Source organism: Sporocytophaga myxococcoides (assembly GCF_000775915.1).
GTDB lineage: Bacteria > Bacteroidota > Bacteroidia > Cytophagales > Cytophagaceae > Sporocytophaga > Sporocytophaga myxococcoides_A.
On record NZ_BBLT01000001.1, the window covers coordinates 186,873 to 212,296 of the forward strand.

Consider the following 25,424-nt stretch of genomic DNA (forward strand, 5'->3'; position numbering starts at 1 on the left):
TATATCTATGATAAAGATCTTAATTGCGGACGATCATCAGTTATTTATTGATGGGTTGTCAAGTTTAATGAAAAACGAGCCAGAGATAGAAATTTCAGGCCAGGCACTAAACGGGGCAGAGGTACTTTCTGTGCTTGCCAGCAAAAGTATTGATATCATTCTCCTGGATATCAATATGCCAGATACGGATATCGTTGCCCTTACAAAGGAAATCCGTGAAAAATACCCAAATCTTAAGGTCATTATCCTGACGATGTATCACGGGACTCGTTATTATACAAAGCTTCTTAAATATGGTATTCATGGTTATCTATATAAAAGTGAAGGGAAAGAGGTGTTCCTAACTGCTATCAAAATGGCTTCTCAAGGCGAAATGTATATCAGTAAAGAATTATTTTCAAGTGGGGCAAAAAATACCAAAGACCTAATGCCTGCATTTAGTTTAAAGTCTTCCAATATCGATAATGTTTTGACAAAAAGAGAGTTGGAGATTTTAAAACTAATCGTTCAGGAATGTTCAAATAATACTATAGCTGAAAAACTATTTATCAGCACTGGCACAGTTGATACTCATAGAAAAAATATAATTCTAAAGTTGGGAGTAAAAAATACTGTGGGCCTTATCAAATATTGTATTCAGAATAATCTTATAGATTAATTGATACTTTTCAGATTTAGGTTAATCCTCTGGCTATGTTTGGCTGCCCCCAAAGCTGTATTTTATTGCTAAGCTTATTGAAATAGTGAAATTTTTAAAAGAATAATGAAAAGTATTATCCCGTAAACAGGTAGAGAAAAAAAATACCGGTTTACGGGATGGCTAAGCTTTTACTTCTTTATCATATTTGTGTCAGGGTAGCAGTTAATTATTTTTTGGTATACATTAACACTCTGATAGTCATTTATTTATACTTGATAGTTTTTAAAATATAATCTCTTGAGGGGACAGACAAACTTGTAAAATAGAAAATTTTTTAAGTAACCGATTATTAATAGGGAGATTAAACGGATACTTGTTTCTAAAAAGTGAGTAAAATCTTCGGAGATTTCTCAGTAATGCAAAATTTTTTTATCTGGGAACAAGGGTGACTTTAACAGGTCACCCTTTGTTGTTTTTATCATTCTGATTTAATGTTTCCTTATAAAAAAACTAAAAAACATTTTGTATTTCTATTTCTTTATTTAACTTTGAAGAACAAAGTACTTTTATGTCTGAAACAATAGATCATTTAAACGACCTTAAGGAAATACGCTCGTTGATGGAGCGATCTTCGAGATTTATTTCTCTTAGTGGCCTTTCCGGAGTATTTGCGGGGATATTTGCATTATTGGGAGCTGGATTTGCCTATATCCTGATAGAAGGGCTTAAAAGCGGAAGAGTATGGATGTCAGTCGAAGAGATCTATTTCTTTCTTTTCATGGATGCATTTATTGTGCTTATTCTGGCAATTGGTTCAGGATTGTTTTTTACCATCAGACAAACGAGGAAAAAGGGGGTGCGCATATGGGACTCTACTAGTAAGAGACTGATCATCAATATGGCAGTGCCCCTTGCTACCGGAGGATTTTTCTGTCTGGCCTTATTATACTATGGTGTAGTAGGCCTTATAGCTCCTGGTACTTTAATTTTCTATGGCTTAGCATTACTTAATGGAAGTAATTTTACCTTGAATGATATTCGTAATCTAGGTTATTGTGAAATTATATTAGGTATTTTTGCCACAATATTTATTGGGTATGGTATACTTTTTTGGGCGATGGGCTTTGGCGTATTGCACATAATTTATGGAGTGGTTATGTATTTCAAATATGAGAAGTGAAAGGTCTAATAACAAATCTGAATAAAGCATTTGAAAACAGAATCCGCCTTGGTATAATGTCTGTGCTGATGGTCAATGACTGGGTGGATTTTAATGCCTTAAAAGAAACCCTTGATGTTACGGACGGAAATCTGGCAAGTCACCTGAATGCACTTGAGAAAATAAAGTATATAGAAGTGAGAAAATCATTTATAGGTAAAAAACCTAATACATCTTATGGTGCTTCTAAAGAAGGAAAAAATGCATTTAAAGAACATTTGAATGCATTAGAAGCACTTATTAATGCGAAAAAAAACTGAAGTAGTTTTTTTTTGTTTTTTAACTTTGAAATGCAAAGTACTTTTAAATATATGAAAGTAAAATTTATATTACCAGCACTAACTGAAGCTAAAAGTCCATACTGGAGGCCCGTAAAATATTCATTATTTCCTCCTCTTGGCCTGGCTACACTTGCATCCTGGCTATCTGATAATGATGAAACGACAATTCAGGATGAACATGTTGAAGAGATTGATCTCAACGACGAGCCTGATCTGGTCGTGATTCAGGTATATATTACCAATGCATACAGGGCCTATAACATAGCCGACCACTATAGAAAAAAGAATTGCTATGTAATACTTGGGGGCCTTCATGTTACCTCATTACCTGAAGAGGCAATGACTCACGCAGACAGCATTTTTATTGGTCCCGGCGAGGATACCTTTCCTGCTTTTTTAAAAGATTTTAAAAATAAATCTCCCAAGAAAAAGTATGTTTCCCTGCAGAGGTCTATCGTAGGTATTCCTCCTGTGAGAAGGGATTTAATCAAAAGACATTTGTACCTCGTCCCGAACTCAATAGTAGTGAGCAGAGGATGTCCTCATCATTGCGACTTTTGTTATAAGGATGCCTTTTTTAATTCTAAAAAATCATTCTATACACAACTCGTAGATGAAGCACTGGCCGAGATAGATAGGCTTCCGGGTAAGCATCTTTATTTCCTTGATGACCATCTGCTGGGTAATCAGAAGTTTGCTTCGGAACTTTTTGAAGGCATGAAAGGAATGGGAAGGGTATTTCAGGGAGCAAGCACAATTGATGCTATTTTAAGAAGCAAGCTCATAGAAAAGGCTGCTGATGCCGGATTGAGAAGTTTGTTTATAGGGTTTGAAACATTGAGTGAAAGCAACCTTAAGTCAAGCAATAAAAAGCAGAATCTTGGACGAGATTATCAACAGGCTATCCGAGTTGTTCAGGAATTAGGTATCATGATCAATGGTAGCTTTGTATTCGGCCTGGATGATGATGATAAAGACGTTTTTAAAAGAACAGTTGACTGGGGTGTGCAGATGGGTATTACCACTTCAACTTATCATGTGTTGACTCCCTATCCTGGTACAAAACTTTTTGATAACTACGAGAAGGAAGGGAGAATACTGACCAGAAACTGGGATCTCTACGATACGCGAAATGTAGTTTTTAAAACAAAGAATCTTTCTCCTCAGGAATTAAAGGCTGGTTATGATTATGCTTATAAAGAATTTTATTCCTGGAATAATATCTGGAAAGCAGGTACAGCCCATGATTCCATAAAATACAAACTCAAGCATCTTATCTATGCAGGTGGATGGAAGAAGTTTGAACCGCTCTGGAATTTTATCATTAAAACGAAACAATTAAATAATATGCTTCCTCTGCTGGAAGCCATATTGTCAAAGGTAAGTCCTGAAAAAGAATCTAAGAAAATGCCTGAGATTGTTTCAAATTTATCCGTGTCAGTTGTAAAAAATTAAAACCTAAAATATATATGAAAAAGAACGATATAATAATTGTGACAGCGACGCTAATCTATAGTTACCTGTTTTATGATCAGACACCGGGTATCAATATATTCTTATTTTCTGTCGTGATAACCTTTTTAATGGCGCTCAAAGATAACAATTTGTTTTCTAACGGGCTTTGGCTTATATCCTCTATCGGAGCATTGATCAGTGGGGCTATGGCTTTATTGCATGGCACCGGCTTGCCTGTATTGGCCAATATCATTTCCTTAAGCATGGCTGCAAGTTTTTCTTTTCGAAAAGATTCATCATTGATATTTGCTTTGCTATACTCTGCATATAGCTATTTCTTTTCATTGATCTATATTTTTGCCAGACTATTTGAACGAAGCGAAAGGAAAGAAGAGCGAACACCACAATCCTACAGCTTGTTATTTGTCACTGCAATTCCTGTCATTATTACATTGATATTCTTCTTTATTTATCGAAGTGCCAATCCTTACTTTGATGAATTGGCAGCCAATATAAAATTTGATTTTCTTTCATGGGGACTTATAGGTTTCACGATTATGGGCTTCGTGCTGCTTTATGGCTATTTCAACCAAATGGATATTCTTTCTCTTTTATATAAAGATCTGACTTCTCCCGACCGACTTATTAATGATGAATCTACTTTCTCAAAGCCTTTGCTTAACATCAATAATGAAAATATTTCAGGTATTGTATTATTTGCGATGCTGAATTTATTGCTATTCATAGTAAATATTGTTGATGTATATTCTTTGTCAGTTGCTACAGAGTTTCCTGAAGGGTTTCAATATTCACAGGTTGTTCATCAAGGAATCAATTCATTAATACTTTCCATAGTTATTGCAATCGCTATTATTTTGTTTTATTTCAGAGGGTCCTTGAATTTTTATGAAAACAACACTGCTATTAAGATACTAGCTGTGATATGGATTATCCAAAACACAATATTGGTGATTACCTGTGGTATAAAGAATTTTCATTATATCGATGAGCATGGATTGACTTACAAAAGAATTGGTGTTTACATCTATCTGATTATGACTGTTGCAGGGCTATTGACCACATTTATAAAAATTGCTTCAGCAAAAAGCAACTGGTTTTTATTCAGGAAAAATGCCTGGGTGGGTTATGCTGTATTAATGTTATCATGCCTATGGAACTGGGATATGCTTATAGTAAAATACAATCTTTCGGGGATAGCAGCTAAAACAGATCTTATTTACAATGTATCCCTATCTGATGCTGGATTGCCTGATCTGATTTCTTATTGTAAAAAGAATCCTCAGCAAATGCGGGATAACAAGAGTTTTCTCATAGCTCTTGATATAAGAAAAAAAGCTTTTATAAAAGAATTTGAAGATCGTGATTGGCAGTCGTGGAATATGGATGATGATGATATTTACCATGAATTAAAATCCATGGAAAGTTTACCTGGGATTTTTTAGTCCAATTTTTAAGCCCTTCTCTTTGTGAGAAGGGCTGGACAAATAAATTATTGAATTGTATAACTTAAATGTAATGACATGAAAACTGAATCTTTAAAATTAAGAGCTAGGATCAAATTTTTGATATGCCTTTTCATCGCAGGCCTTATCTTGAGCGGTCTTACTGCATTTCCTTTGGAGACTGAGTTGTTTTTTATTAGAAATGCTGCACAGCAATTACTGGAACCTGATAATCCATTGTATCTATGGGTAGATAAGGTCTATATCGGTTTACATGATACGAATATTCACTATCCTTTTCTAGCCTATGGAACTGATTGGTTAGCATTTGCGCATATAGTAATTGCAATAATATTTATAGGACCTTTAAAAGATCCGGTCAAAAATATCTGGGTAATTCATTTTGGCATGTTCGCTTGTATTGCTGTCTTTCCCCTGGCCTTTATAGCAGGAGAAATCCGAGATATACCTTTTTATTGGCGAGTAATCGACTGTATGTTTGGAGCAATAGGAGTCATTCCTTTAATGTATTGTGATAAATATATCAAAAGAATTATCAGAATCGAAAATTTGAAAATATATCAAACCATTTGAATTATGAATAATAGTAAGAAAGAGATAGCAGCTGGAATTGTTTTGCTCTCGGTATTTTGCTTTATGTTACTCGCTCTTAGAATTTATATTTCGGGAAGATATAGTTTCATATTTCTAATCTGGAACTGGCTTCTGGCAATGATCCCATTAATTTTGTCTTTTATAATCAGTACTCTGGATGATAAAAAGTCAATTAATATTATCTTCTTTATAATTCTTGGTATTGCCTGGCTTTTATTTTTTCCTAATGCACCTTATCTGATTACCGATATGGTTCATTTGAAGGAAAGAGCGATAGTCCCTTTGTGGTTAGATACATTGATGTTATTTTCCTTTGCATTTACAGGACTAATAAGTGGTCTGGTAAGTTTATTTTATGTTCATCTGCATTTTATGAAATATTCAGGAGGTAGGTTCTCCTGGTTTTTTATCTGCAATGTGTCGATCTTATGCTCTTATGGAATATACCTGGGAAGATTTTTGAGATGGAATAGCTGGGATATTGTAACTAATACAGGAACATTATTTGATGATGTAATCTTTAATATCTTTAGAAGTAAGGCAATACTGGTCACGGGAGTTTTTACTTCTTTTATGATGGCATCCTATTTCATTGTATATATTCTTTTAAGCAAAAAGGAAAATATGAACTTTAAATAATCATTATTAACTGAAAAATCCTGTTAAACATTATAATCTATTAATTTATTTAAATTCTAAGTACTAGATTAATATTGATATTTTTTAAAATGATTAAACCAGGTTAAATTTAAGAGCTGATAATTTATTTCATATGTCTAAACGAAACTGCGATATGTGAAATAAACAGTTCTTATAATGATGACACAGACAGATTTTACTCAGTATCATAAATATTTATTTGTGATTGCCTATAATATACTTGGTGATATACAAACAGCTGAAGATCTTGTGCAGGATACTTATGAAAAATGGCTGGGGTTGGATCAAGGTAATATTAAAGATGTAAAATCATATCTTAGTAAGATAACAGTCAACAAAGCTATAGATGCCTTAAAAAGATTAAAACAGGAAAGAGAAGTCTATAAGGGAATATGGTTACCAGAACCAATATTGAGTGAAACTGACCCGGAGGAAGAGCAATCAATAGATTATGCTTTTTTAGTAATTCTTGAAAACCTTAACCCATATGAAAGGGCTGTAATTGTGCTCAGAGAACTGGTCGGATATTCTTATCTTCAGATTGCAGGTTTACTTGAGATAACTCAGGAAAACTGCAGACAACTATATCACAGAGCTAGTTTGAAACTTAAGAAAAGCAAGTTCGGACAATACAAAGTGCAAGAAGATCAGAGAAAGTTGTTTGAAACGTTCCTTGAAGCGGTTGAAAGTAAAGATTTTAACAAACTTACGACGCTTTTAAAAAATGACGCTGTCCTTTATTCAGACGGTGGAGGTAAAGTTGCAGCAGCGATTAACCCTATTTATGGAGTTACCAATATTCTGAAGTTTTTTCAGGGAATATTTAAAAGCGAGAGGGGCCTGTTCAGGTTTCGGAAAATAAATTTCAATGGTAAATCGGGTATCATGATTGAAATAAATGGGGAGTTTCATTCTATAGTATATCCTGATGTTGTGGATAGCATGATTGATAAATTATTTATGATCAGAAATCCGGAAAAAATAATTTTTAAGAAAAACTAAAATTTTTGTCACAAAATAAGATTGATTCTGTCTATTGGGAAAATGAAAGTTCTTATGGAAAGCAGAATCAAAATCAAAGACCTGGAGCCAAACGCCTATCAGGCAATGTATGGGGTAGAAAAATATCTTTCTTCTACAAATATTTCAAAGACTTACAAAAGTCTTATCAAAATCAGGGCTTCTCAGATAAACAGGTGTGCGTTTTGTATACAAATGCATACAAGAGATGCCCGGTTGGAAGGTGAAACAGAGCAACGTATATATGCCTTATCTGCCTGGAGAGAAACTCCTTTTTTTACTCCGGAAGAAAGAGTGGTACTTGCACTCACTGAAGAAGTTACATTAATAACTAACAACGGGGTGTCTGACGCGGTTTATAAAGAAGCAGAAAAATACTTTGATGATAACTGTATTGCGCAACTTATAATGACGATCGTCTCTATTAACGGATGGAACAGGATAGCTGTCGCTACCCGCTTGGCTCCTGAACATATTTAAGGGTGTGAGAAACAAAGCAGCATTAAAGTAAAGGCTGCTTTGTTTAATTAGATTATTCAGAAATAATGATGGTTACTTTATTCTGCCGGTTTTCCACCAGCTTTTCAGTTTTTTCTCCAGCACCAAAATTATTTTTATCACCTTTTTCAGCACTTATATAATATACTACAGATTCAAGGTTTCCGAATACAGCATTCCCTTTTTCATCTGTAATCTGGGTATCTACCGGATTAATACTTTTTTCATAGTCTTCTTTAGTTTTATAAAGACTTACAGAAGCTTCACTTTCCAGATTTCCTAAGTCATTTCTTACGGTTACTTTCAGACTGGTTTTCAAAACATGCATCGTAAAAGAGCTTAATACTGCAAGTGCAATGAGGCTAAACAGAACTGTTCTTATTTTCATAGGTTTATCTTTTAATGAAATTTTAATATTAATTTCTGAATATGCAAATATTTACGCTTTTGGATTAAGGTTGTTTTTCAACATTCAAAATTATATGGGGTATTGTCCTCCTTAAGTAGTACTTTTGTTATTAAATATTTGAATGCAATATGATAAAGTATCCATCTTTTCTTGAAGACAGTTTTAGTAAGGGCTATTCTATTATTGAAGAAGGTATTACCTATACATTTCAATGTCAGGATATGGGAAACATCAATATACATTCAGGAAAGGTTCTTACATGTGATCCGTTAAATACAGAAGAGGTGGATGCATTTGTCAACTTGTTTCCAATAGGTAGTTTTCCCGTGGAACTGGCAATAGCAGATATTGAGACAGACGAGCGTATAGCATTTGCCAGAATAAAATTTTCAGAAGAAAAACCTGTTCGATGGGAATTCGCATTGCTCGAAGGCCAGCGAATGGAAGATTTGCAGGATGGGGAAATCTTCGGATATGCCGTGGATTCAGGCCTTGGTTGTTTTATGGATCTTTCTGCACTGGACGCATATGAATTCTATGCTCAAAAGAATAAAGAGTACCACGAAGAAATTTTTGATCAGATGGATGAAGTTTATAAGGATACCAGAACATGGTACATGTGGAAATCAAAAGAAGATACTATTGCTATTTTTACAACAGGTTACGGAGATGATGTATATCAATCTTATGTTGGCTTTGATAATGACGGAAGGATTTGCAGGCTAGTTACTGATTTCAATCTGTTGGAATGGAATAAGTAATTATATGTGGAATTTTTCTACAAATTCAGTTTTATTTTTTTGATAGTTAGATGGTTGTCCTGTCGATGGCTCAAGGCCTGAAGAAATTAGATATAATTTATATTCAGATCTGAAAACATATCCATTTTTAAATTGTTGTATTCAGTTTTACTTTTATAGTTGTAATAGCAGAATTGGTCGCTATTGCAGCCTATGTTAATTTAAATTCGTTGTATATGTTGCCTTTTGAGAAATTTGGTCTTAATAAGAAAATAAGACTGGGTTTAGGATTCTCCATTGTCCTACTGATATTATCTTCATGTCTTTCTTTTTATACCATATTAAAGCTGATAGAGCAATCTTCCTGGGTAGATCATACAAATGAGGTTCTCATCAATATAGAATCTACCATAGCAGAGTTAAGAGGAGCCGAAACAGGTCAGAGAGGGTATATCATTACGAAAGATGAACAATTCCTTGAGCCATACAGAAATGCGGCGAAAAGAGTAGAAATAAATATAGCTAAGTTAAAGGAACTTACGGCTGATAATGAATACCAGAGACGGTCTATTGATACATTGGAGCGACTGGTGGGAAATCGTTTTGAAAGGTTGAACCTCGTATTGGAACAATTCAAGAAAGACAAGACGCAGGTTAGTTACAGCGATATGGTTGTTGGAAAGAAAATGATGGATGAAATTCGAAGTATGTATACGAATATGCGGATCGAGGAGCAGAGACTTCTCAAAAGCAGGATTGCAACTGCCCATAAGTATTACAGGTTATCTCCAATCATTATTGTAGTTTCCTCTCTCATTGCCATTACTTTAGCTGGGGTGTCATTTTATTTTATAAACAATGATATCAAAAACAGGGAAATTGTTCAGCAGGAGTTAAAAACACTAAATAACCAACTAGAGAATTCCAATGAGATATTGATTAAAAACAGAAATGAAATAAGTAACCAGAATTATTTGTTACAGGCAAATGCCCAGATCAATGATTTGCTTAGGGGGGAAAGGGATTTAAACATGTTGAGCAGTAAGGTCTTATCGTACCTCACTGAATTTATGAAGGCTCAGTCAGGAATTATCTATTTGGTACAAGAAGATGGTAGTTTTCAGTTGGCTGAAACTTATGCATTTGAGGCAAATGTAAACGTTCCTAACAAATTTTATCCTGGAGAGGGGTTATTGGGGCAGTGTGCCTTACAGAAAAAGGTTCAGTTAATTAATGATATATCTGTTCAAAATATAAAGATAAATTCAGGCTTAGCCGCATTTGATGTTGCTGAAATTTTAATTGTCCCATTTTATCATTCTGAAAAAACTACAGCAATAGTCGAGCTTTTGAGTAAAGGTAAATTTAACCAACTGGATCTCCAGTTTATTTATAGTATCGGAAGTACAATATCCATTTTTATAAATGGAATAATCTCGGAGATGAAAACCTATGAGTTGCTGTCAGAAACCCAGAACCAGGCAGAAGAGCTGGAGACACAGCAGGAAGAGCTTCGGATTATGAATGATGAGCTAAGAGAGCAAAGAGATAAGTTACAGGCTTCCGATGAAGAGTTGCGGGCAAGTGAAGAAGAGCTTCAGGAAAAAAATGCGGAACTTGAGTTGCAGAATGAAGCTATCAATACAAAAAATAAAGCGCTGGAGGATGCAAGGCAGGCATTGCAGTTAAAGGTAAATCAGGTAGAGGTAATAAGCCAGTATAAATCCGATTTCCTTGCCAACATGTCTCATGAGTTAAGGACACCATTAAATAGTATACTCATACTTTCAAGCCTTTTAAAAGACAACAAAAACAAAACATTAAGCAAGAAGGAAGTTGAGCAAGCTGGAATTATTGAGCGTTCCGGAAATGATTTACTTAAGCTTATTAATCAGATCCTGGATCTTGCAAAAGTAGAATCCGGAAAAGTAAAACTTGAGTTGGGTGATTTCAAACCCAATGAATTTAAAATGGATCACCAGTTCAAAGAACTTGCCAAAGAAAAAAATATAAACTTTAAGTTCCTTATACAAAAAGGGCTTCCTGATGTTATTTATACTGATAAATTCAGAGTAGAACAAGTTCTTAAGAATCTACTATCAAATGCATTCAAGTTCACTCCGGATAATGGAACAATAGAATATTCCATAAGACCTGTAACAGAATCTAGCAAGAAATTCCTCAATCCTGATTTGAATAATAAAAAAGTAGTAGCATTTGTTGTAAAAGATACGGGTATCGGAATTCCTCCGGATAAACTGGATCTGATCTTTGAGGCTTTTCAGCAAGCAGATCCATCGACAACCAGAAAATACGGGGGCTCTGGTCTTGGGCTTACGATTAGCAGGGATATAGCAATATTGCTTGGGGGAGAAATTCAGGTAGAAAGCATTGTTGGTAAAGGGAGCCAATTTACATTATACCTTCCGGAGAGAGCCGATGAAACCAATTTGGAAGAGGCTGTCCTGGTGCCGGAAAAATATGTATCACTATCTGATGAATCTTCTGCTACTAAAAGTATTCCTACAGGAAACTCATCAAAAAGTATCCTTATTGTAGAAGATGATGTTTACTTCTCCAGAATTCTTGAAGACTTTGCTAAAAGCAAAGGGTATGAGGTAACTGTTATTCATAAAGGAAATGAAGTGATTGACATTGCAAAAGAGAATAACTTTGCCGCCATTCTTCTTGATGTTCAATTACCGGATATGAATGGATGGGAAGTGCTTAAATGGCTTAAACATAACCCTTTGTTAAAAGATATACCTGTACATATGATGTCTGCATATGATAAAGAGACTTATCACAATCACCTGGGCCAGGAAAACTTTATACCAAAGCCTGTAGCTCTGGAGACTCTTGATCAGGCCTTCAATAAAATCGGTCTCAATATAGGCAAAGATGTAATGAAGGTTTTGATAGTAGAAGATAATGAAAATGAGAGTATCGCAGTAAAAGATCTTTTAAAATCTCAAGGGATTGAATCTGATAATGCTTTTAATGGGGCAGAAGCTCTTGAATATTTAAGAAAAGAAAAGTATGACGGGATTATATTAGATATAAAACTTCCTGATTATAATGGATATGATCTGCTGGAGTTCATAAAAAAAGATAATAATCTAAAAGAAATGCCCGTAATTATTTATTCAGGAAAAGATCTTTCTATAGATGAGGAAGCTAAATTCAAGAGGTATGCAGATACAATAATTGTAAAGACAGAATATTCCTATACAAGGCTTCTGGAGGAAGTTAAGCTCTTTATGCACAATATGGGTGCAAGTATTGAAAAGTCATCCAGATCTTCAATGATTCATAGGGATATGTTGCTGAAAGATAAAAAGGTTCTTATTGCTGATGATGATATGCGTAACATATATTCTCTAACCAATGTGCTGGAAGATCAGGGAATGAATGTAGTAGTGGCTTATGATGGCAGACAGGCAATAGAGGAGCTTGATTCTAATCCGGATACTGATATAGTACTTATGGATATTATGATGCCGGAAATGGATGGTATCGATGCTACTAAATCTATCAGATCCAGATCTGAATATCGAAACTTGCCGATTATCGCAATTACAGCAAAAGCAATGACAGGTGATAAGGAAAAATGTATTGCGGCAGGTGTTTCAGATTACATATCCAAACCAATAGAGTTACCAAAATTGTTATCTCTGATGCGTGTTTGGTTATATAAAAGTTAATAATGGAAATGGGATTTATAGAAATAGGAGATGAAGAATATCAGGACTTGCTCATGGCCATTTTGCAGCAATATAGCTACGATTTTTCCGGCTATTCTAAAGCTTCAATGAAGAGACGCATAAGCAGGTTTTTGATTAACAAAAATCTGGGAACTTTGCGTGAGTTAAAATTGAGAATACTTGCGGATGCAGACTATTTTGACTTTTTTCTGGAAGAGGTTACAGTGAATGTAACTGAGATGTTCAGAGATCCTTCATTTTATCTTTCCCTTCGGAAGAATGTGGTTCCTTATTTGAAAACATATCCTTTTGTGCGCATTTGGGATGCAGGTTGTTCAACAGGAGAAGAGGCGTATTCACTTGCAATGCTTTTTAAGGAAGAAGCTATTTTAGCGAGGTCAAGATTTTATGCAACGGATATAAATGGTAAAGTATTGCAAACTGCAAAGGAGGGAATTTATCCTATATCCTGTATGAAAGAATACTCCAGAAATTATATTAAGGCAGGAGGTTTATACTCCTTGTCAGATTACTATCATGCAAGGTATAACAGAGCTATAATGGATTCAGAGCTAAGTAAAAACTTTCTGTTCTCTGTTCATAATCTCGTACACGACGGATCATTTAATGAATTTAATCTGATAGTGTGTCGCAATGTGTTGATATATTTTCAAAAAGAATTACAGGAGAAGGTTTTGGAGTTATTCATGGACAGCCTTCCTGTTTTTGGATTTCTTGCTCTGGGTAACAAGGAATCACTAAGGTTCAGTAAGATTGAAAAATATTTTCAGGTAATAGATCATAAAGAAAAAATATACAGAAGAATTAATTAAAAAGCTTAACCTGCATACAGAACAATATTGTAAAGATATAGTTGTGATTAAGTTTTTCACAATCTTAAAATACTGTTTTTCGAATTAAAATAGTCCATTGATCTTTTTAATTTTTACCACAAGTGAAATGAGTCTTGAGAATAATGATATACCTGTTAACGTCCTAATTGTAGATGACCGGGATGAAAACATATACAGCCTTGAAAATCTGCTTATTCAGGAGGGAGTAACTATAAATTTCCTTAGAGCCACCTCTGGAAATGAAGCTTTGAAAATTGCTTACAAAACAGATCTGGCTCTTATAATGTTGGATGTTCAGATGCCAGGTATGGATGGTTATGAAGTGGCTACTATTTTAAAACAAAAAAAAACGACTCAGAGCATACCTGTCATTTTTGTAACAGCCCTTACCCATGAAAGTAAATACGTGGCAGAGGGCTATAGCAAAGGGGCTGTAGACTATTTATTTAAACCGCTTGATCCTTTTATTACCAGATCAAAGGTGAATTCTTTTATATCAATTTATCTTCAACAGAAAAAGTTAGAGAAAGATTATAAAAATCTGGAAGAAATTGTTCAGCGCAGGACAGTTGATTTAAGGCAAAGCAATGAAGAACTGAAAGTGGAAATCAATAAAAGGATGGTTGCGGAAGAGCAATTGAGAAAATACAATGAAAAGTTACTTGCGGTAAATAAAGACCTTGATCAGTTTGTTTATATAGCTTCTCATGATCTTAAATTGCCTGTTGCAAATCTGGAAGGATTAGTCACTGCCTTAAGGGAGGAACTGGATACAGAGGGACTCAGCTGTGTCAATATTATTGATATGATCGATATTTCTACAGGGCAGATGAGAGATACAATAGACGGTTTGATTGGTATTATCAGAAGCCAGCAGCTTGACAATGGAGCTATTGAGTCTGTCAATTGTTATGAAGTATTGGAGGAAGTAAAGATCAGCATTTCTGAACTGATTAAAACTCATAGTGCTACTATCAACACTGATATTGATAGCAAATTGGATTTTAATTTTAACAGGACATGTTTTAAAAGCGTTCTCTTTAATCTTATTTCAAATTCAATAAAGTACAAGCATCCCGATAGAAATCCTTTAATTAAGATTAATTTTCTGATTACTGACAACTATAAGATTCTGACAGTAAGAGATAATGGAATGGGCATGACACTGGAAGAACAATCCAGGTTATTTAAGGTATTTAGCAGACTTCATAAAGATGAGGATTCAGAAGGTACTGGTCTTGGTCTTTACAATTTGAAGAAAATGCTTGAGAGATACGATGCTTGTATTGAAGTGAAGAGTGAAAAGGGCAAAGGAAGTGAATTTAAAATATTATTTCCTCTTGAGTATGAAAGTCTTGTAAAGTAAAACCACCCGAAGAAAACAAATAGTCCGGGTGGTTTTCATACGCTGGTTGTAAATATTACTATTTATTACTTATTATCTGCCATATCGGGTGATCGCTTGTTCAATATCAGCAATCGTTTTTAGATTAAGTGATATGATGTGACTCAAAATATCCGTAGAATACCCCCCGCTGCCATGGCTTCTCTCTTTTTGCTGAGCATAGGACTCTTCTGCCAGTTTTTTATGAGGCATTCTGAAGCTTTTTAATCTGTTGCAAAGGGAAAGTAAAGCTCTTGCAGATTTTGCGGTTTGCTGACAATAACCAGGATTTTTCTTTAATGCTTCAATTACTTTTGTTGCAAGTGAAGGCTGATTGTCATAGTTGTAATAAATATCTCTTATGTCCGGCTGATTAAAAGGAAGGTATGTTATTTTAAACTTAACATATTCTTCATCGTTAGTTTCAGAGCTCCAAAGTAGATGGTCAAATACGAATAGCGGCATTTCTACAGCTCCCGGGCCTATAAATTCTCTTCTGTATAACGAAATAGGATCAAAATAAAATCTTAATTCATTTGCAAAAACTGCAGGGGAAACATTCCGCTTTGCATACACTATTCCGTTAATCATTCCCGAAAGATTTTCTTCTGCTATATTGCAAATCTCTTCAAAGGCAGGGCTGTTCAAAGGAGTTTGGTGCAGTTCTATTAGATTATATATTGCATCTACCAGAGGAAACATGGACATTTTAACGCTCTCTATAAGATGTATTTCATCGCTAAGACCAGTGTATGTTCTAACCCTCAGGCCAGAAGGATTCCAGATGGTGTAATGAAAAAGCGTATCTCTTGGAGGTAAATTTGTTTTGTCACTTAAAACATCCAATACATAGTCCAGTTCAGGAATTACTTCTACTGGTTCTGTACCATGTTTTTTTAATGACCCCAGAAATATCCCAATGTCCCTCATGCAGGCAATAGATTCATTGTATGTGAATCTTTCAAGCCTTTCCGGGTAAGGTAAATGTTTATATAAAATCTCGGCAAGTGCCTGTACATTCTTTTCTCTGTTGAGTTTATGAATGAAAGGGATCAATCGGTCAATTTGTATCGGATCAAGTTTGTCAATTTCCTGACTAATCTTTTTCCATTTATTTCCTTCGGTTTGTTGAGGTAATTTTAATGTTTCCGGGGTCATCGTTTTATCAGCTTAAAAGCCATTTAATACATTCATCTTCGCTTTCAAAAGTTCTTATTACAAGGTTTCCGACGTGGGCGTCTTTGTTTACTTTATCAACCGTTGCTTTAGCAAACAAATCGGGTGCAATCAGTGCAGCGATTTTTTTCATACCGATCTTTTCTACTTCTGGAAACCACTCTTTTGCAAGATATTCCTGCACCTCTTTCGAAAGTACTTTTAGATTTCTGTGGTCACTCAGATGGACTGTAATCTTATTTTTTGTAGCATGTTCTGTAATTACCGAACAGCCTTTCCTTACTTGTTCTGGTTTTAAGAAACCACTCCATCTTGCATAGATAATACCGTTTGAACCTTCTGTAACTTCACAGTAATCTTCCTGAAAAACTTTTGTTGTAACCATTTTTGATACTCTTTGAGTTGAAAATATAAATTATCTTTATTTGAAAAGTACAATTATTGATGTTTTGTATTCAAATTGAATATTTATACGGTTCCAAGATAAAATAAGTTTCGTCTATTTGAAACTTATTTTTGTCTATTGAAGTATAGTTTTAGGCTTTTTAATTTCTTCGTACCAATTATTGAAAAAATACTTTTTATGAAAATTCGTGACAATCAATAGGTTGAGTGTTGGAACATGAGTTTAGGGAAATATTGGAATATTGAAAAAATTAAGATGTTCTTTATATCTCATAATTTTGATTTTTAAAAGAAATTTTATTGAGTTTGGTATAACATAGTTTTAAAGATTTTTTGTTGAATGGATCTATGGTCGTAGCTTTGAATTTGCTTTAACTAAAAATAAAAATATATGGCTACTACTTCGGATATTTCCAAAGGCGCATTTTTGAGATATAACGGTGAATTGGTGATGGTTACAGATTATACGCACATTACACCTGGAAAGGGCAATGCGATATATACTGTCAAAAGTCGCAATGTGAAAACCGGTAAACAAAGTGAGATCAGATTCCGGTCAGGGGAAAAAATTGAACTGGTAAGAGTGGAAACCCGCGAATTGCAATATCTGTATCAGGAAGGTGATTCTCTAGTCTGTATGCATCCTGAGACATTCGAACAATTGCCTGTGCCTATGGTATTGTTTGGTGAATCTCTTAAGTTTCTAAAAGAGAATACCATTGTTCTTGTAAAGTTTGATGATAATGATGTTCCTGTTTATGCGGAACCTCCTACGCATGTCGAACTGGAAGTTACTTATACAGAGCCAGGATTAAAAGGAGATACATCAACAAGAGCTTTAAAACCTGCTACCGTTGAAACTGGAGCTACTGTTCAGGTACCTTTATTTGTTGAAGCAGGTGAAAGAATAAAGGTAAATGCTGAGACAGGTGAATATGTGGAAAGAGTGAAGTAATTTCATTTACAGGAAATAAAAATAAAGCCATTCAGATTCTTTTGAATAGCTTTATTTTAATTATCTATATAGAGTGCATAAGTTTCTTGTTTTACTTTCCCATGAATGAGCTAATTGTATTTAATCTGCATATGCAGATTTAGGATGGATTACATAGGAGCTTAATACTAAATAGGTGTGGAATTAAATCTATATGAGAGATTTACTTTTTTACGAATGGTTATTATCAACCTTTGGTTGGTATTTCTTCTTAAATAATTTCCTCCATTTATTTCTAATTTAATATAAAACTTCTTGAAGTAGTTTTTATATAGAATGACACAGATAGGAGCGTTTCAATACTTTTATTCTTACTATTAATGTTTTCTTTTTTGCTATTGCAATGAGTAATTCTTTATTGAGAATATATTAATTGCTTCTTGTCTACTTTTAGCTTGTATTGCCTTATAATAATCTATGTATAATTTCTTTCGTACAGGTGTATAATTCATAACTATCACCAAGCTCTGACTCTCAATAAAAGTAATGCGGATTGGTAGTCTTCTTTCTTATTTAAAAATTAGTCTAGTTTATTAAATTCAATAAAGAATCCTGTATATCCTGTGATTAGTGGTATACAAAAAAATATTATTAATCAAATATTAATCTATTGATTTAGTAAGGAGCTAATTATGAGATTGGTTTAAATGTTATCTCATTAAGTGAATTAAAATTGAATTAAATGTTATGGACTTAACTTTATAAAAATATAAACTAACCATAGGTTTTATTAATTTTAGTCAGGAGGAAATATAATGACTATAGCTACTGACAATAATTTATATCTGCTTCAAGTGTGCTTTTTCATTTTTAAAATAGTTGTATATGGGTCAGAATCTTAAAATACTAGTAGCAGACGAAAGCCAGGAGATTATTGATATACTAGAATTTATTTTTCATAAAGAAGGTTATGAAGTGAAAGGCTGCACGAGTGGAAAGGAGCTTGTAAAGATAGCAAAGGCTTTTTTACCTGATCTTATAATTGCAGAAGTTAAACTTATTGAAATGGATGGTCTTCGTGCATGTAAAATGATACGTGAGGTTCCGGAGCTAGAGAGCTGTGTATTTATTTTTTTGACTTCTTTGGATGATCAGCAAAGTGAACTCTCTGCATTTGAAGCAGGAGCAAATGATTATGTGATCAAGCCTATTAAACCCAGACTTTTAGTTTGTCGTGTCAATGCATTTCTAAAAAGAAATAAAAATATCTCTGCAATAATATCAGAGGAAGATAATAATAAGATAACCATTAATGATCTTACAATCGATATTGATAATTTTGTTGTACTTAAAAAGAATAAAACCATCATTTTGTCAAAGAAAGAGTTTGAGCTTCTCTGTTGCCTATCAAAAAATCCCAACAGAACATTCAGACGTAAAGAGCTTATAGAGCAAATCTGGGGTCCTGAAGTTTCAGAAATCTCCAAAACCCTTGAAGTACATATCAGTAGAATCAGAGAAAAGATTGGTGGTGATTATATTGATACAGTTAAGAAGATTGGTTATAAGTTTCATCTGGAATAAAAACAGAAATAGTGAATAGTAACTGTATAAGCCATTTTTTTTCTATTATACTATTTGTGTATGTGGCCCTGAATTAGACTTTTCTTTTTCTAGCTTATTTTGTATTTAAATTTTTTCAAGCTAACTACTAATCTCCATCAATAGATTTTAGCAATTTCATTTTAGTAATAACCGGATAAGGTCACAATTCTAAATGTTGATTTTAGGAGATAGTGTAAAGTTCTTCTTAATTAGGTCTTTAGCAATGTACAACATGCTGCTACGACTTGCCCTTCCTAATTGCTTTTCATTTAGCTTGATAATTGAGGTTCAATAGTGTATTTATATTTAGTAATTTAAGTGAATGACTTTTTGATAAACCTGAAGTTTCCTTAGGTTGTAAAAAAAATGATGGAGGCTACATGAGTAAATAGTAACAGTAAACAATACAGTTAAGGGCATATAATACTATTCACTGTTACTATTTACTGTTACTGCAATTAGTGGAGCCGCAGGGAGTCGAACCCTGGTCCAGAGAAGCTAATAATCGAGCCTTCTACATGCTTAGCTGACTTTAATTGTCGGGTAAAACCAGGCAGGCAGCAGCCAAATTTTACCTTAGTTGTTTAGATTTCGTCAAAGTTTAACAACATCACTCTGACTAGTTCCACTGTTCGACACCCCGTATTCAGTTCCCGCGAAACGAAAGAACTGAGGAGTGATGGCTTCCTGATAATCTAATATCAGGATGAGCTAATCTAACATTCAGTCAGATTAAGCAGCCATGGCGTAAGATTCTTCGCCAGATATTGTTCGGAACTATCTTTCAAGGCTCTCATCCCATGAGCCTGCATGCTTATACACGTCATTACTCAACCTGTCAAATCCGGTCGGCCCCATAAGTCAATGAACTTTTATCAAGAACAAATAACAAAAACCTTTGTTTTTGCTCCTGCAAATATAAAAATTGCAGATTATTTATCTCAACCTTTTAAATGAAATCATCTTATTTATTTGTTCCGTTTCTAGTAACAATTTCTAGTGCATGTTTTGTTCCAGCATCTTTTGGACAAATTCTCAATATTGAAAGGTTTCGTTTTGAGAAAGATACGTCAAATTTCTGGACGGGAAATGTTGGCCTCGGTTTTTCAACTAAAAAACAGCAAAATCAGGTGACTACACTCAATTTAAATTCTAATCTCGTTTATTTGTCAGAAAAACATGGTTATCTCAATATTAACTATGGGAAATTAATCAAGACTACTCAACAAAAAGTAATAAGTGAGGGATATACGCATTGGAGAGTAAATCTTTTCAGAGCAAAAAGATTATCCTATGAGCCTTTTCTTCAGTTGCAGTATGATCTTGGTAGGGGGTTGCAAATCAGGGAGTTGTATGGGGGGAGCCTCAGGTTCAGGGTAAAATCCACACCTAAATATTCATTCAGCATCAACTCCGGAGGAATGTATGAACATGAAATCTGGAGGGGGGAAGTTTTAAGGTTTGAGTCTGGCGGTGATTCTACAAAGGCTGAAACATACTTTTTTAAAAATACAACCAATGTATCGTTTAGAGGTGACATATCTAAGAATGTTAATGTTTTCATGGTAACCTATTATCAGGCGAGATTCACCAGTTTTTTTAAACCCAGGGTGATTTCAGACTTTCAGTTGATGATTAACATCAATAAATATTTTTCATTAAATAACCAGTTTGTAGCTACTTATGATGCTTTACCACTTGTTACAGGTAATAACTTTGTTTATACTTACAATATGTCCATTATTGTAAAATTTTAGTTGCAGCATATGGAAAACAAGTTATAGTTTATCAGAGTATCTTTAAAGTTCCCTTATTTTTAGGTTTTTTCCCTTCCTAAAGCTGAACCCAGTCATTAAATATCATGTTCGGATATTAGACATTTAAAGGCTTTAGTAACATATGAAAATGAATTGTGTTTTATTAGTAGATGATGATCGGGTAAGTAATTTTATTACTGAAAAGGTCCTGAACGGAATGGGTGTTACTTCAATGGTAACTACTGCATATGATGGGAAAAAAGGTCTTGATTATATCAAGTATCAATGTACCGATGACTTAGGGACATGCCCTGATCTGATTCTGCTTGATATAAACATGCCATTAATAGACGGAAGGGAATTCGTTGACCGGTATCATAAAATACCAAGGCAAAAGGAGAGTGTAATAGTAGTTTTAAGCGCTACTGAATTGCCAGATGCTGAAAAAGCTGAGCTTCGAAATGCCGGAGTTTCCGAATTCCTTGTAAAACCATTAAATGCCGATAAGATTAATGATATTGTTCAGAAGTACTTTGTGCTGGAAGAGTGATGTCCGGAACAAGGCAATGTAGAGGGTTAACATTAATTAAATAATAACAATGGGGTCAGACATAAACATAAAAGGGGAGAATAAAAAAAAAATAGATGAGATTGAAACTCCAGAACCGCCGCAAAGGATGTATCCACTGGAGGATCCTTTTGAAGAACAAAAGGAACCATCTAAAAAGCATGGGATAAAGCCTGAAACTAAAGAAAGAATGTAAAATATAATTTGTATGAGGCTGTCTTCTAAAAAGGACAGCCTTTTTATTTTATAGTAAAAAAATAACTTTTATAATTAAAAAATATTGGACCTTGTAGTTTTTTTGTATCTTGTTCTGGTTATTTTTTAAAAAAGAACTATTTACAGAATTTATTGGAATCATTTTTTTATCCAAAAATATTGCGAATGGTCCGAATAAAATTTTTTAATACAAAAATAAACTCGTTCAATTTAAAGAGTTCCAGATTTTGTTGAATTATGTTCAGCTTTTGTATAATTTTTATGGTTCTTGTCATCCAATAGCTAAAAATTCGTCTAAATTTTGGGTTACAATTCTAATTGAACTTGTATACAGCCTTTAAATACTGTATATTTAAGTAAATTTATACTTTTTGTAGATTTATTTGTAGATTAAAAACTATTACAATTCTTTAGGACTGATTTTGAAAATATTAGACTCGAAAACAAATTAAATAATATGAAAAAAAGCCTACTTCTTTTAACCATTATCCTTACCGCCATAAGGGGCTTTGGGCAAAATCTTCAGATTTCGGGAGGAAATAACTTTTCAGCAGCTGTTTGTGAAAATCAAACAGTATTTGTTTGGGGAGAAAATAACAAAGGGCAACTTGGGATAACATTGACGGATGCTCCTTTCCCTCTTGCCTCATTTAGCAATGTACCTATAGCAGTTAGGAGAGGAAACGTAAACAATACTGCAGGAGGTTTAACTTATGGAAATTTACCTGCAATCAGTCAGGTGGATGCAGGTTCTGGAGCGCATGTTCTTGGTCTTTCTTGTGCAGGCCAGGTTTGGGCTTGGGGAGAAGGAGCTTTCGGGCAACTAGGTAGAGGATCTAAACTTGATAGTCCTGTTCCTACAAGAGTTTCCAAAGGAGCACAAGCTGGCAAAGTAGATGCTGTAAATGATCCAAATGGTGTTTTTCTTCATGATATTTTTTATGTTTCAGGAGGAAATGCTTCTTCATTTGCCTTGGAGAAAGTAACAGGAAAAGTTTTGGCTTGGGGGCAGAATGCTAATGGTCAGTTAGGAGATGGAACAACAACAGATCGCATAGAACCTGTATATGTTTTAAAAGACGATGGAACTCAATTAACTAATATCATTCAAATTGAAGGAGGAGATGCATGTACATATGCATTGGATGCTAATGGAAATGTGTGGTCATGGGGATCTAACGATGGAAATAAGTTGGGTAGACCAGGTGCAGATGGAAGTTTAGCAGCAATCAGAGCTGGAAGAGTAATTCAGGGTGATCCGTTAAATAGTGGTTATTCTGCTACACCGGCTCCGGCTCAGTTTTTATCTAATATAGTGCAAATTTCAGGTGGTGATACCCATTGTTTAGCGTTGGATAGTAAAGGAAATGTTTGGTCATTTGGAGGGGACTGGGGAATTGGGCAATTAGGTAGAGGTGGAACCGTTGCAGCGGCTACAGGTGTTTATCAGAATGATGCCAGAAGAGTGGTTATTCCGGGACTTACTACCTATGGAACTGCAGAGGCTCAGTTTTTGGGAAATGGTGTTGATGGAAAAGCTGTTTTCGTTTCTGCAGGTCAGGCGAACTCTGCTGTTGTGATGGCAAATGGTAAAGTAGTTACGTTTGGTGCCAGAGGATTATTTAATAATGGGCTCACTTCGACAGGTTCAGGAGGTACAGTCGATTGTTCTGCGACCGCTGACGGAGATTTAATTGGTGCAGGTACTTTGGGGGATGGGAATGTTGCTTGTAATTCAACTGCTTGTACGGGAAAAGCAAATAAACTATTTAGTCCGTTTCCCGTGTATGTTAAAGATGGTACAAAAGCTGGTAATCCTGATTTAACTGGGATAGTTTCGGTTTCCGATGGTGATGCCTGGTTTTTTGCAGTTGGAGGAGCTGGAGAGGCTTATGCATGGGGCTGGAATAGAAGAGGTGAACTGGGAATTGGAAATTTTCAGGACCAATGTAGAGCAGTTAGTTTTACTCTGCCTGTTGGTTGTAGTTTTGCCAGTCCTTGTCCGGGTAAACCTAATCTAGGTCCTGATGTAGTGACATGTCCGGGATTTTCAGCAACATTAAATTCAAATATTCCTCAGACTTATAGTTCATATAAATATACATGGGAATATCGTTCGGGAACATCAGGTGCCTGGTTACCTCTTGGAACTCCTGAAAGTGATGATGTAACTTATACTCCTGCAGATAAATTTGGGCAATATAGAGTTTCTGTTTCAGATAATAGGGCTTCGGTAGCATTTCTTTGTGGACCATGTCCTGTGTTAAGGGATACTGTAACATATTCCCCTGCTCCGTCTCCATATAAAGTTACTGCATGCGAGGACCCAACTAGAAATATAGCAAGATTCTCCGTATATGAGCCAAAGGATCTAAAAATCAAATGGTATACAAACTATGCAGACTTACCAGGTACTGAGCTAAATCCAACAGATGAAGATTCAGTAATTGCTGTTCCCTTCACAGCAACCAATACTTCTGTAGCAGGTTGTGCAAGAGCTTTGTATGCAGAAGATAAATCGAGTATCACTGGTTCAATAATTAAAACACAGCCATGTAATCCAAGTGCAGAAGGGAACGTAAATGGTCCTCTTTATACAATGATTACTTCTACTCAGGCAATTAAGCTTACTGAAGTAAGTTTCTTCCAGGGAAGTGGATGGGGAGCTGGTGCTTTTGAATTAAGAGTTTACCCGAATGTTATTCCGAGTTCTATATACTGTGGAGATTGTAACCCAGCAGGAAATTACAATGGTCCGGGAGGTACGGGTACTGTAATTGCAACAACAACTTTTCCAGAAGCAAATTCAGCAAGAACTTGGACGCTTGCAACACCTTATGAACTGCCAGCAGGAACTTATTGGCTAGCGATCAGAGCATCTTCTGGTGCATTAAAACCTTATAATTGCGGAGGGACAACTGCAATTAATGCCAGTAGTAACCTTTGGACAACTCCAGCAACAGAGACTAACGGAGTACTCACCGGAAATGCATCAATCATCGGGAATAATTCAAAGAATAAAGGAGGATTATATAATATTACATACACTTCAGGTCCTACCTATTCTTGTGGTAAAATTCTGGTGTGCGTAGATGGGACATGTATATTACCTGTAGAATTTATTTCTTTTGATGCACATAGAATCTCCTTGTCACATGTTTCAGTAAATTGGTCGACGGCTAAAGAGGAAAATTCAAAAGAGTTTATTGTAGAGCGGTCCTTAGATGGAATCAATTTTGTCGCTGTTGGAACTGTTAAGGCTGCTGGAAACTCTAATACTGTATTGTCATATTCTTTTACTGATAAAAATGACTTTAAAGGTACTTCATATTACCGAGTACGAGAAGTTGATTTCAATGGGGATATTACAAGCACAACAGTAATTGCTGTAAATGGCTCCGGAACATCTTCATTCAAGTATAAAGTAATTCCTAACCCTAATAAGGGAATTTTTAAGGTACAGATAACTAATCCGTCAAAAGGAAATTATGAATTTAGAATTACAGATGTACTAGGTCAAGAAGTGTATCTATTATCCTCTAATTTTGAAGAGGGAACCTTATATGAAAAAGAAATCAATCTGAGTCATTTGCCATCAGGTGTTTATTTAATGAATATTATTGGTGAGAATGATAATTTGATAGAAAAGGTTATAATAGAGTAAATTCTAATTACAACTATAAAATAGGAGAAAAAAGCTACTCATAAAGTAGCTTTTTTCTTTTTATAGTAATATATTTTCAATAAAAGAGTAAGATTTCCCGTTACAAATCTTGAATAACAGTAATATTAATCTTATTACCCTAAAAATAACTCCTATC

At 34.7% G+C, this 25,424-nt stretch carries 22 protein-coding genes and 1 other RNA gene; 19 read left to right on the forward strand and 4 right to left on the reverse strand.

Annotation, left to right across the window (positions count from 1 at the left end; all coding sequences use genetic code 11):
* Positions 1-7: 7 nt before the first annotated feature.
* The 9 genes from MYP_RS00795 to MYP_RS00835 all read left to right on the forward strand — a co-directional run bounded on the left by MYP_RS00795 (position 8) and on the right by MYP_RS00835 (position 7,833).
* The gene (locus MYP_RS00795; RefSeq protein ID WP_045457144.1) at positions 8-658 is read left to right on the forward strand and encodes a response regulator; all 651 of its coding nucleotides are present in this window, start codon (positions 8-10) and stop codon (positions 656-658) included.
* Positions 659-1,208: 550 nt separating this feature from the next.
* Positions 1,209-1,820: a hypothetical protein gene (locus tag MYP_RS00800; protein ID WP_045457147.1), complete on the forward strand. Its 612-nt coding sequence runs from the start codon at positions 1,209-1,211 to the stop codon at positions 1,818-1,820.
* Complete coding sequence (locus tag MYP_RS00805) at positions 1,817-2,119, forward strand: winged helix-turn-helix domain-containing protein (protein ID WP_045457150.1); 303 nt, start codon at positions 1,817-1,819, stop codon at positions 2,117-2,119. Before MYP_RS00800 ends, MYP_RS00805 begins: the two co-directional genes overlap by 4 nt.
* A gap of 51 nt (positions 2,120-2,170) precedes the next feature.
* On the forward strand, positions 2,171-3,595 hold the full coding sequence (locus MYP_RS00810) for a B12-binding domain-containing radical SAM protein (RefSeq protein ID WP_045457153.1): 1,425 nt from the start codon (positions 2,171-2,173) through the stop codon (positions 3,593-3,595).
* Positions 3,596-3,609: 14 nt separating this feature from the next.
* Positions 3,610-5,058 (forward strand): DUF4153 domain-containing protein, encoded by a 1,449-nt coding sequence (locus MYP_RS00815; RefSeq protein WP_081990363.1) that lies wholly within the window; start codon positions 3,610-3,612, stop codon positions 5,056-5,058.
* Positions 5,059-5,136: 78 nt separating this feature from the next.
* Positions 5,137-5,652: a hypothetical protein gene (locus MYP_RS00820; protein ID WP_045457159.1), complete on the forward strand. Its 516-nt coding sequence runs from the start codon at positions 5,137-5,139 to the stop codon at positions 5,650-5,652.
* A 3-nt stretch (positions 5,653-5,655) separates the two neighbouring features.
* Positions 5,656-6,312 (forward strand): DUF1361 domain-containing protein, encoded by a 657-nt coding sequence (locus MYP_RS00825; protein ID WP_052429854.1) that lies wholly within the window; start codon positions 5,656-5,658, stop codon positions 6,310-6,312.
* A gap of 177 nt (positions 6,313-6,489) precedes the next feature.
* Positions 6,490-7,335 (forward strand): sigma-70 family RNA polymerase sigma factor, encoded by an 846-nt coding sequence (locus MYP_RS00830; protein ID WP_045457162.1) that lies wholly within the window; start codon positions 6,490-6,492, stop codon positions 7,333-7,335.
* Positions 7,336-7,389: 54 nt separating this feature from the next.
* A complete protein-coding gene (locus tag MYP_RS00835) occupies positions 7,390-7,833 on the forward strand; it encodes a carboxymuconolactone decarboxylase family protein (RefSeq protein WP_045458944.1) in 444 nt (147 codons plus the stop codon).
* Between the two features lie 52 nt (positions 7,834-7,885).
* On the opposite strand, the gene MYP_RS00840 is transcribed toward MYP_RS00835, so the two are convergent.
* Complete coding sequence (locus MYP_RS00840; protein WP_045457166.1) at positions 7,886-8,239, reverse strand: hypothetical protein; 354 nt, start codon at positions 8,237-8,239, stop codon at positions 7,886-7,888.
* Positions 8,240-8,388: 149 nt separating this feature from the next.
* On the opposite strand from MYP_RS00840, the gene MYP_RS00845 reads away from it, so the two are divergent.
* The 4 genes from MYP_RS00845 to MYP_RS00860 all read left to right on the forward strand — a co-directional run bounded on the left by MYP_RS00845 (position 8,389) and on the right by MYP_RS00860 (position 14,924).
* Positions 8,389-9,021, forward strand: coding sequence for a DUF4241 domain-containing protein (locus MYP_RS00845; protein ID WP_052429856.1), 633 nt, complete (start codon positions 8,389-8,391; stop codon positions 9,019-9,021).
* A gap of 215 nt (positions 9,022-9,236) precedes the next feature.
* Entirely contained in the window at positions 9,237-12,704 is a 3,468-nt protein-coding gene (locus MYP_RS00850) for a response regulator (protein WP_045457170.1), read from the forward strand.
* A gap of 2 nt (positions 12,705-12,706) precedes the next feature.
* On the forward strand, positions 12,707-13,537 hold the full coding sequence (locus tag MYP_RS00855; RefSeq protein ID WP_045457173.1) for a CheR family methyltransferase: 831 nt from the start codon (positions 12,707-12,709) through the stop codon (positions 13,535-13,537).
* Between the two features lie 97 nt (positions 13,538-13,634).
* Positions 13,635-14,924 carry a hybrid sensor histidine kinase/response regulator gene (locus tag MYP_RS00860; protein ID WP_197059978.1) on the forward strand — a complete coding sequence of 430 codons (1,290 nt, stop codon included), beginning with the start codon at positions 13,635-13,637 and terminating at the stop codon, positions 14,922-14,924.
* Positions 14,925-14,996: 72 nt separating this feature from the next.
* Here the strand turns inward: MYP_RS00860 and MYP_RS00865 are convergent, their stop codons facing one another.
* Positions 14,997-16,100 carry a monodechloroaminopyrrolnitrin synthase PrnB family protein gene (locus MYP_RS00865; protein ID WP_052429857.1) on the reverse strand — a complete coding sequence of 368 codons (1,104 nt, stop codon included), beginning with the start codon at positions 16,098-16,100 and terminating at the stop codon, positions 14,997-14,999.
* Between the two features lie 7 nt (positions 16,101-16,107).
* Positions 16,108-16,503, reverse strand: a complete 396-nt coding sequence (locus MYP_RS00870) for a hypothetical protein (RefSeq protein WP_045457178.1) — start codon at positions 16,501-16,503, stop codon at positions 16,108-16,110.
* A gap of 411 nt (positions 16,504-16,914) precedes the next feature.
* Here MYP_RS00870 and efp point away from each other — a divergent pair, with 411 nt between their 5' ends.
* Entirely contained in the window at positions 16,915-17,478 is a 564-nt protein-coding gene (efp, locus tag MYP_RS00875; RefSeq protein ID WP_045457182.1) for an elongation factor P, read from the forward strand.
* An 864-nt stretch (positions 17,479-18,342) separates the two neighbouring features.
* Complete coding sequence (locus MYP_RS00880; protein ID WP_045457184.1) at positions 18,343-19,041, forward strand: response regulator transcription factor; 699 nt, start codon at positions 18,343-18,345, stop codon at positions 19,039-19,041.
* A 480-nt stretch (positions 19,042-19,521) separates the two neighbouring features.
* On the opposite strand, the gene ssrA is transcribed toward MYP_RS00880, so the two are convergent.
* Positions 19,522-19,918, reverse strand: a transfer-messenger RNA (tmRNA) gene (gene ssrA / locus MYP_RS25610).
* Positions 19,919-20,015: 97 nt separating this feature from the next.
* Here ssrA and MYP_RS00885 point away from each other — a divergent pair.
* The 4 genes from MYP_RS00885 to MYP_RS00895 all read left to right on the forward strand — a co-directional run bounded on the left by MYP_RS00885 (position 20,016) and on the right by MYP_RS00895 (position 25,267).
* Positions 20,016-20,819: a DUF481 domain-containing protein gene (locus MYP_RS00885; RefSeq protein ID WP_045457186.1), complete on the forward strand. Its 804-nt coding sequence runs from the start codon at positions 20,016-20,018 to the stop codon at positions 20,817-20,819.
* 148 nt (positions 20,820-20,967) lie between these two features.
* Positions 20,968-21,369, forward strand: a complete 402-nt coding sequence (locus MYP_RS00890; RefSeq protein ID WP_052429858.1) for a response regulator — start codon at positions 20,968-20,970, stop codon at positions 21,367-21,369.
* 49 nt (positions 21,370-21,418) lie between these two features.
* The gene (locus MYP_RS25925) at positions 21,419-21,583 is read left to right on the forward strand and encodes a hypothetical protein (protein WP_156140219.1); all 165 of its coding nucleotides are present in this window, start codon (positions 21,419-21,421) and stop codon (positions 21,581-21,583) included.
* A gap of 477 nt (positions 21,584-22,060) precedes the next feature.
* A complete protein-coding gene (locus MYP_RS00895) occupies positions 22,061-25,267 on the forward strand; it encodes a T9SS type A sorting domain-containing protein (RefSeq protein ID WP_045457193.1) in 3,207 nt (1,068 codons plus the stop codon).
* The last annotated feature ends 157 nt before the right edge of the window (positions 25,268-25,424 follow it).

Coding starts and splice junctions, on each gene's coding strand:
- MYP_RS00840 (WP_045457166.1), bottom strand. CDS start 8,239: ATGAAAATAAGAACAGTTCTGTTTAGCCTCATTGCACTTGCAGTATTA.
- MYP_RS00820 (WP_045457159.1), top strand. CDS start 5,137: ATGAAAACTGAATCTTTAAAATTAAGAGCTAGGATCAAATTTTTGATA.
- MYP_RS00825 (WP_052429854.1), top strand. CDS start 5,656: ATGAATAATAGTAAGAAAGAGATAGCAGCTGGAATTGTTTTGCTCTCG.
- MYP_RS00800 (WP_045457147.1), top strand. CDS start 1,209: ATGTCTGAAACAATAGATCATTTAAACGACCTTAAGGAAATACGCTCG.
- MYP_RS00815 (WP_081990363.1), top strand. CDS start 3,610: ATGAAAAAGAACGATATAATAATTGTGACAGCGACGCTAATCTATAGT.
- MYP_RS00895 (WP_045457193.1), top strand. CDS start 22,061: ATGAAAAAAAGCCTACTTCTTTTAACCATTATCCTTACCGCCATAAGG.
- MYP_RS00830 (WP_045457162.1), top strand. CDS start 6,490: ATGATGACACAGACAGATTTTACTCAGTATCATAAATATTTATTTGTG.
- MYP_RS00865 (WP_052429857.1), bottom strand. CDS start 16,100: ATGACCCCGGAAACATTAAAATTACCTCAACAAACCGAAGGAAATAAA.
- MYP_RS00855 (WP_045457173.1), top strand. CDS start 12,707: ATGGAAATGGGATTTATAGAAATAGGAGATGAAGAATATCAGGACTTG.
- MYP_RS00850 (WP_045457170.1), top strand. CDS start 9,237: ATGTTGCCTTTTGAGAAATTTGGTCTTAATAAGAAAATAAGACTGGGT.
- MYP_RS00880 (WP_045457184.1), top strand. CDS start 18,343: ATGGGTCAGAATCTTAAAATACTAGTAGCAGACGAAAGCCAGGAGATT.
- MYP_RS00795 (WP_045457144.1), top strand. CDS start 8: ATGATAAAGATCTTAATTGCGGACGATCATCAGTTATTTATTGATGGG.
- MYP_RS00810 (WP_045457153.1), top strand. CDS start 2,171: ATGAAAGTAAAATTTATATTACCAGCACTAACTGAAGCTAAAAGTCCA.
- MYP_RS00885 (WP_045457186.1), top strand. CDS start 20,016: ATGAAATCATCTTATTTATTTGTTCCGTTTCTAGTAACAATTTCTAGT.
- MYP_RS25925 (WP_156140219.1), top strand. CDS start 21,419: ATGGGGTCAGACATAAACATAAAAGGGGAGAATAAAAAAAAAATAGAT.
- MYP_RS00835 (WP_045458944.1), top strand. CDS start 7,390: ATGGAAAGCAGAATCAAAATCAAAGACCTGGAGCCAAACGCCTATCAG.
- efp (WP_045457182.1), top strand. CDS start 16,915: ATGGCTACTACTTCGGATATTTCCAAAGGCGCATTTTTGAGATATAAC.
- MYP_RS00890 (WP_052429858.1), top strand. CDS start 20,968: ATGAATTGTGTTTTATTAGTAGATGATGATCGGGTAAGTAATTTTATT.
- MYP_RS00870 (WP_045457178.1), bottom strand. CDS start 16,503: ATGGTTACAACAAAAGTTTTTCAGGAAGATTACTGTGAAGTTACAGAA.
- MYP_RS00845 (WP_052429856.1), top strand. CDS start 8,389: ATGATAAAGTATCCATCTTTTCTTGAAGACAGTTTTAGTAAGGGCTAT.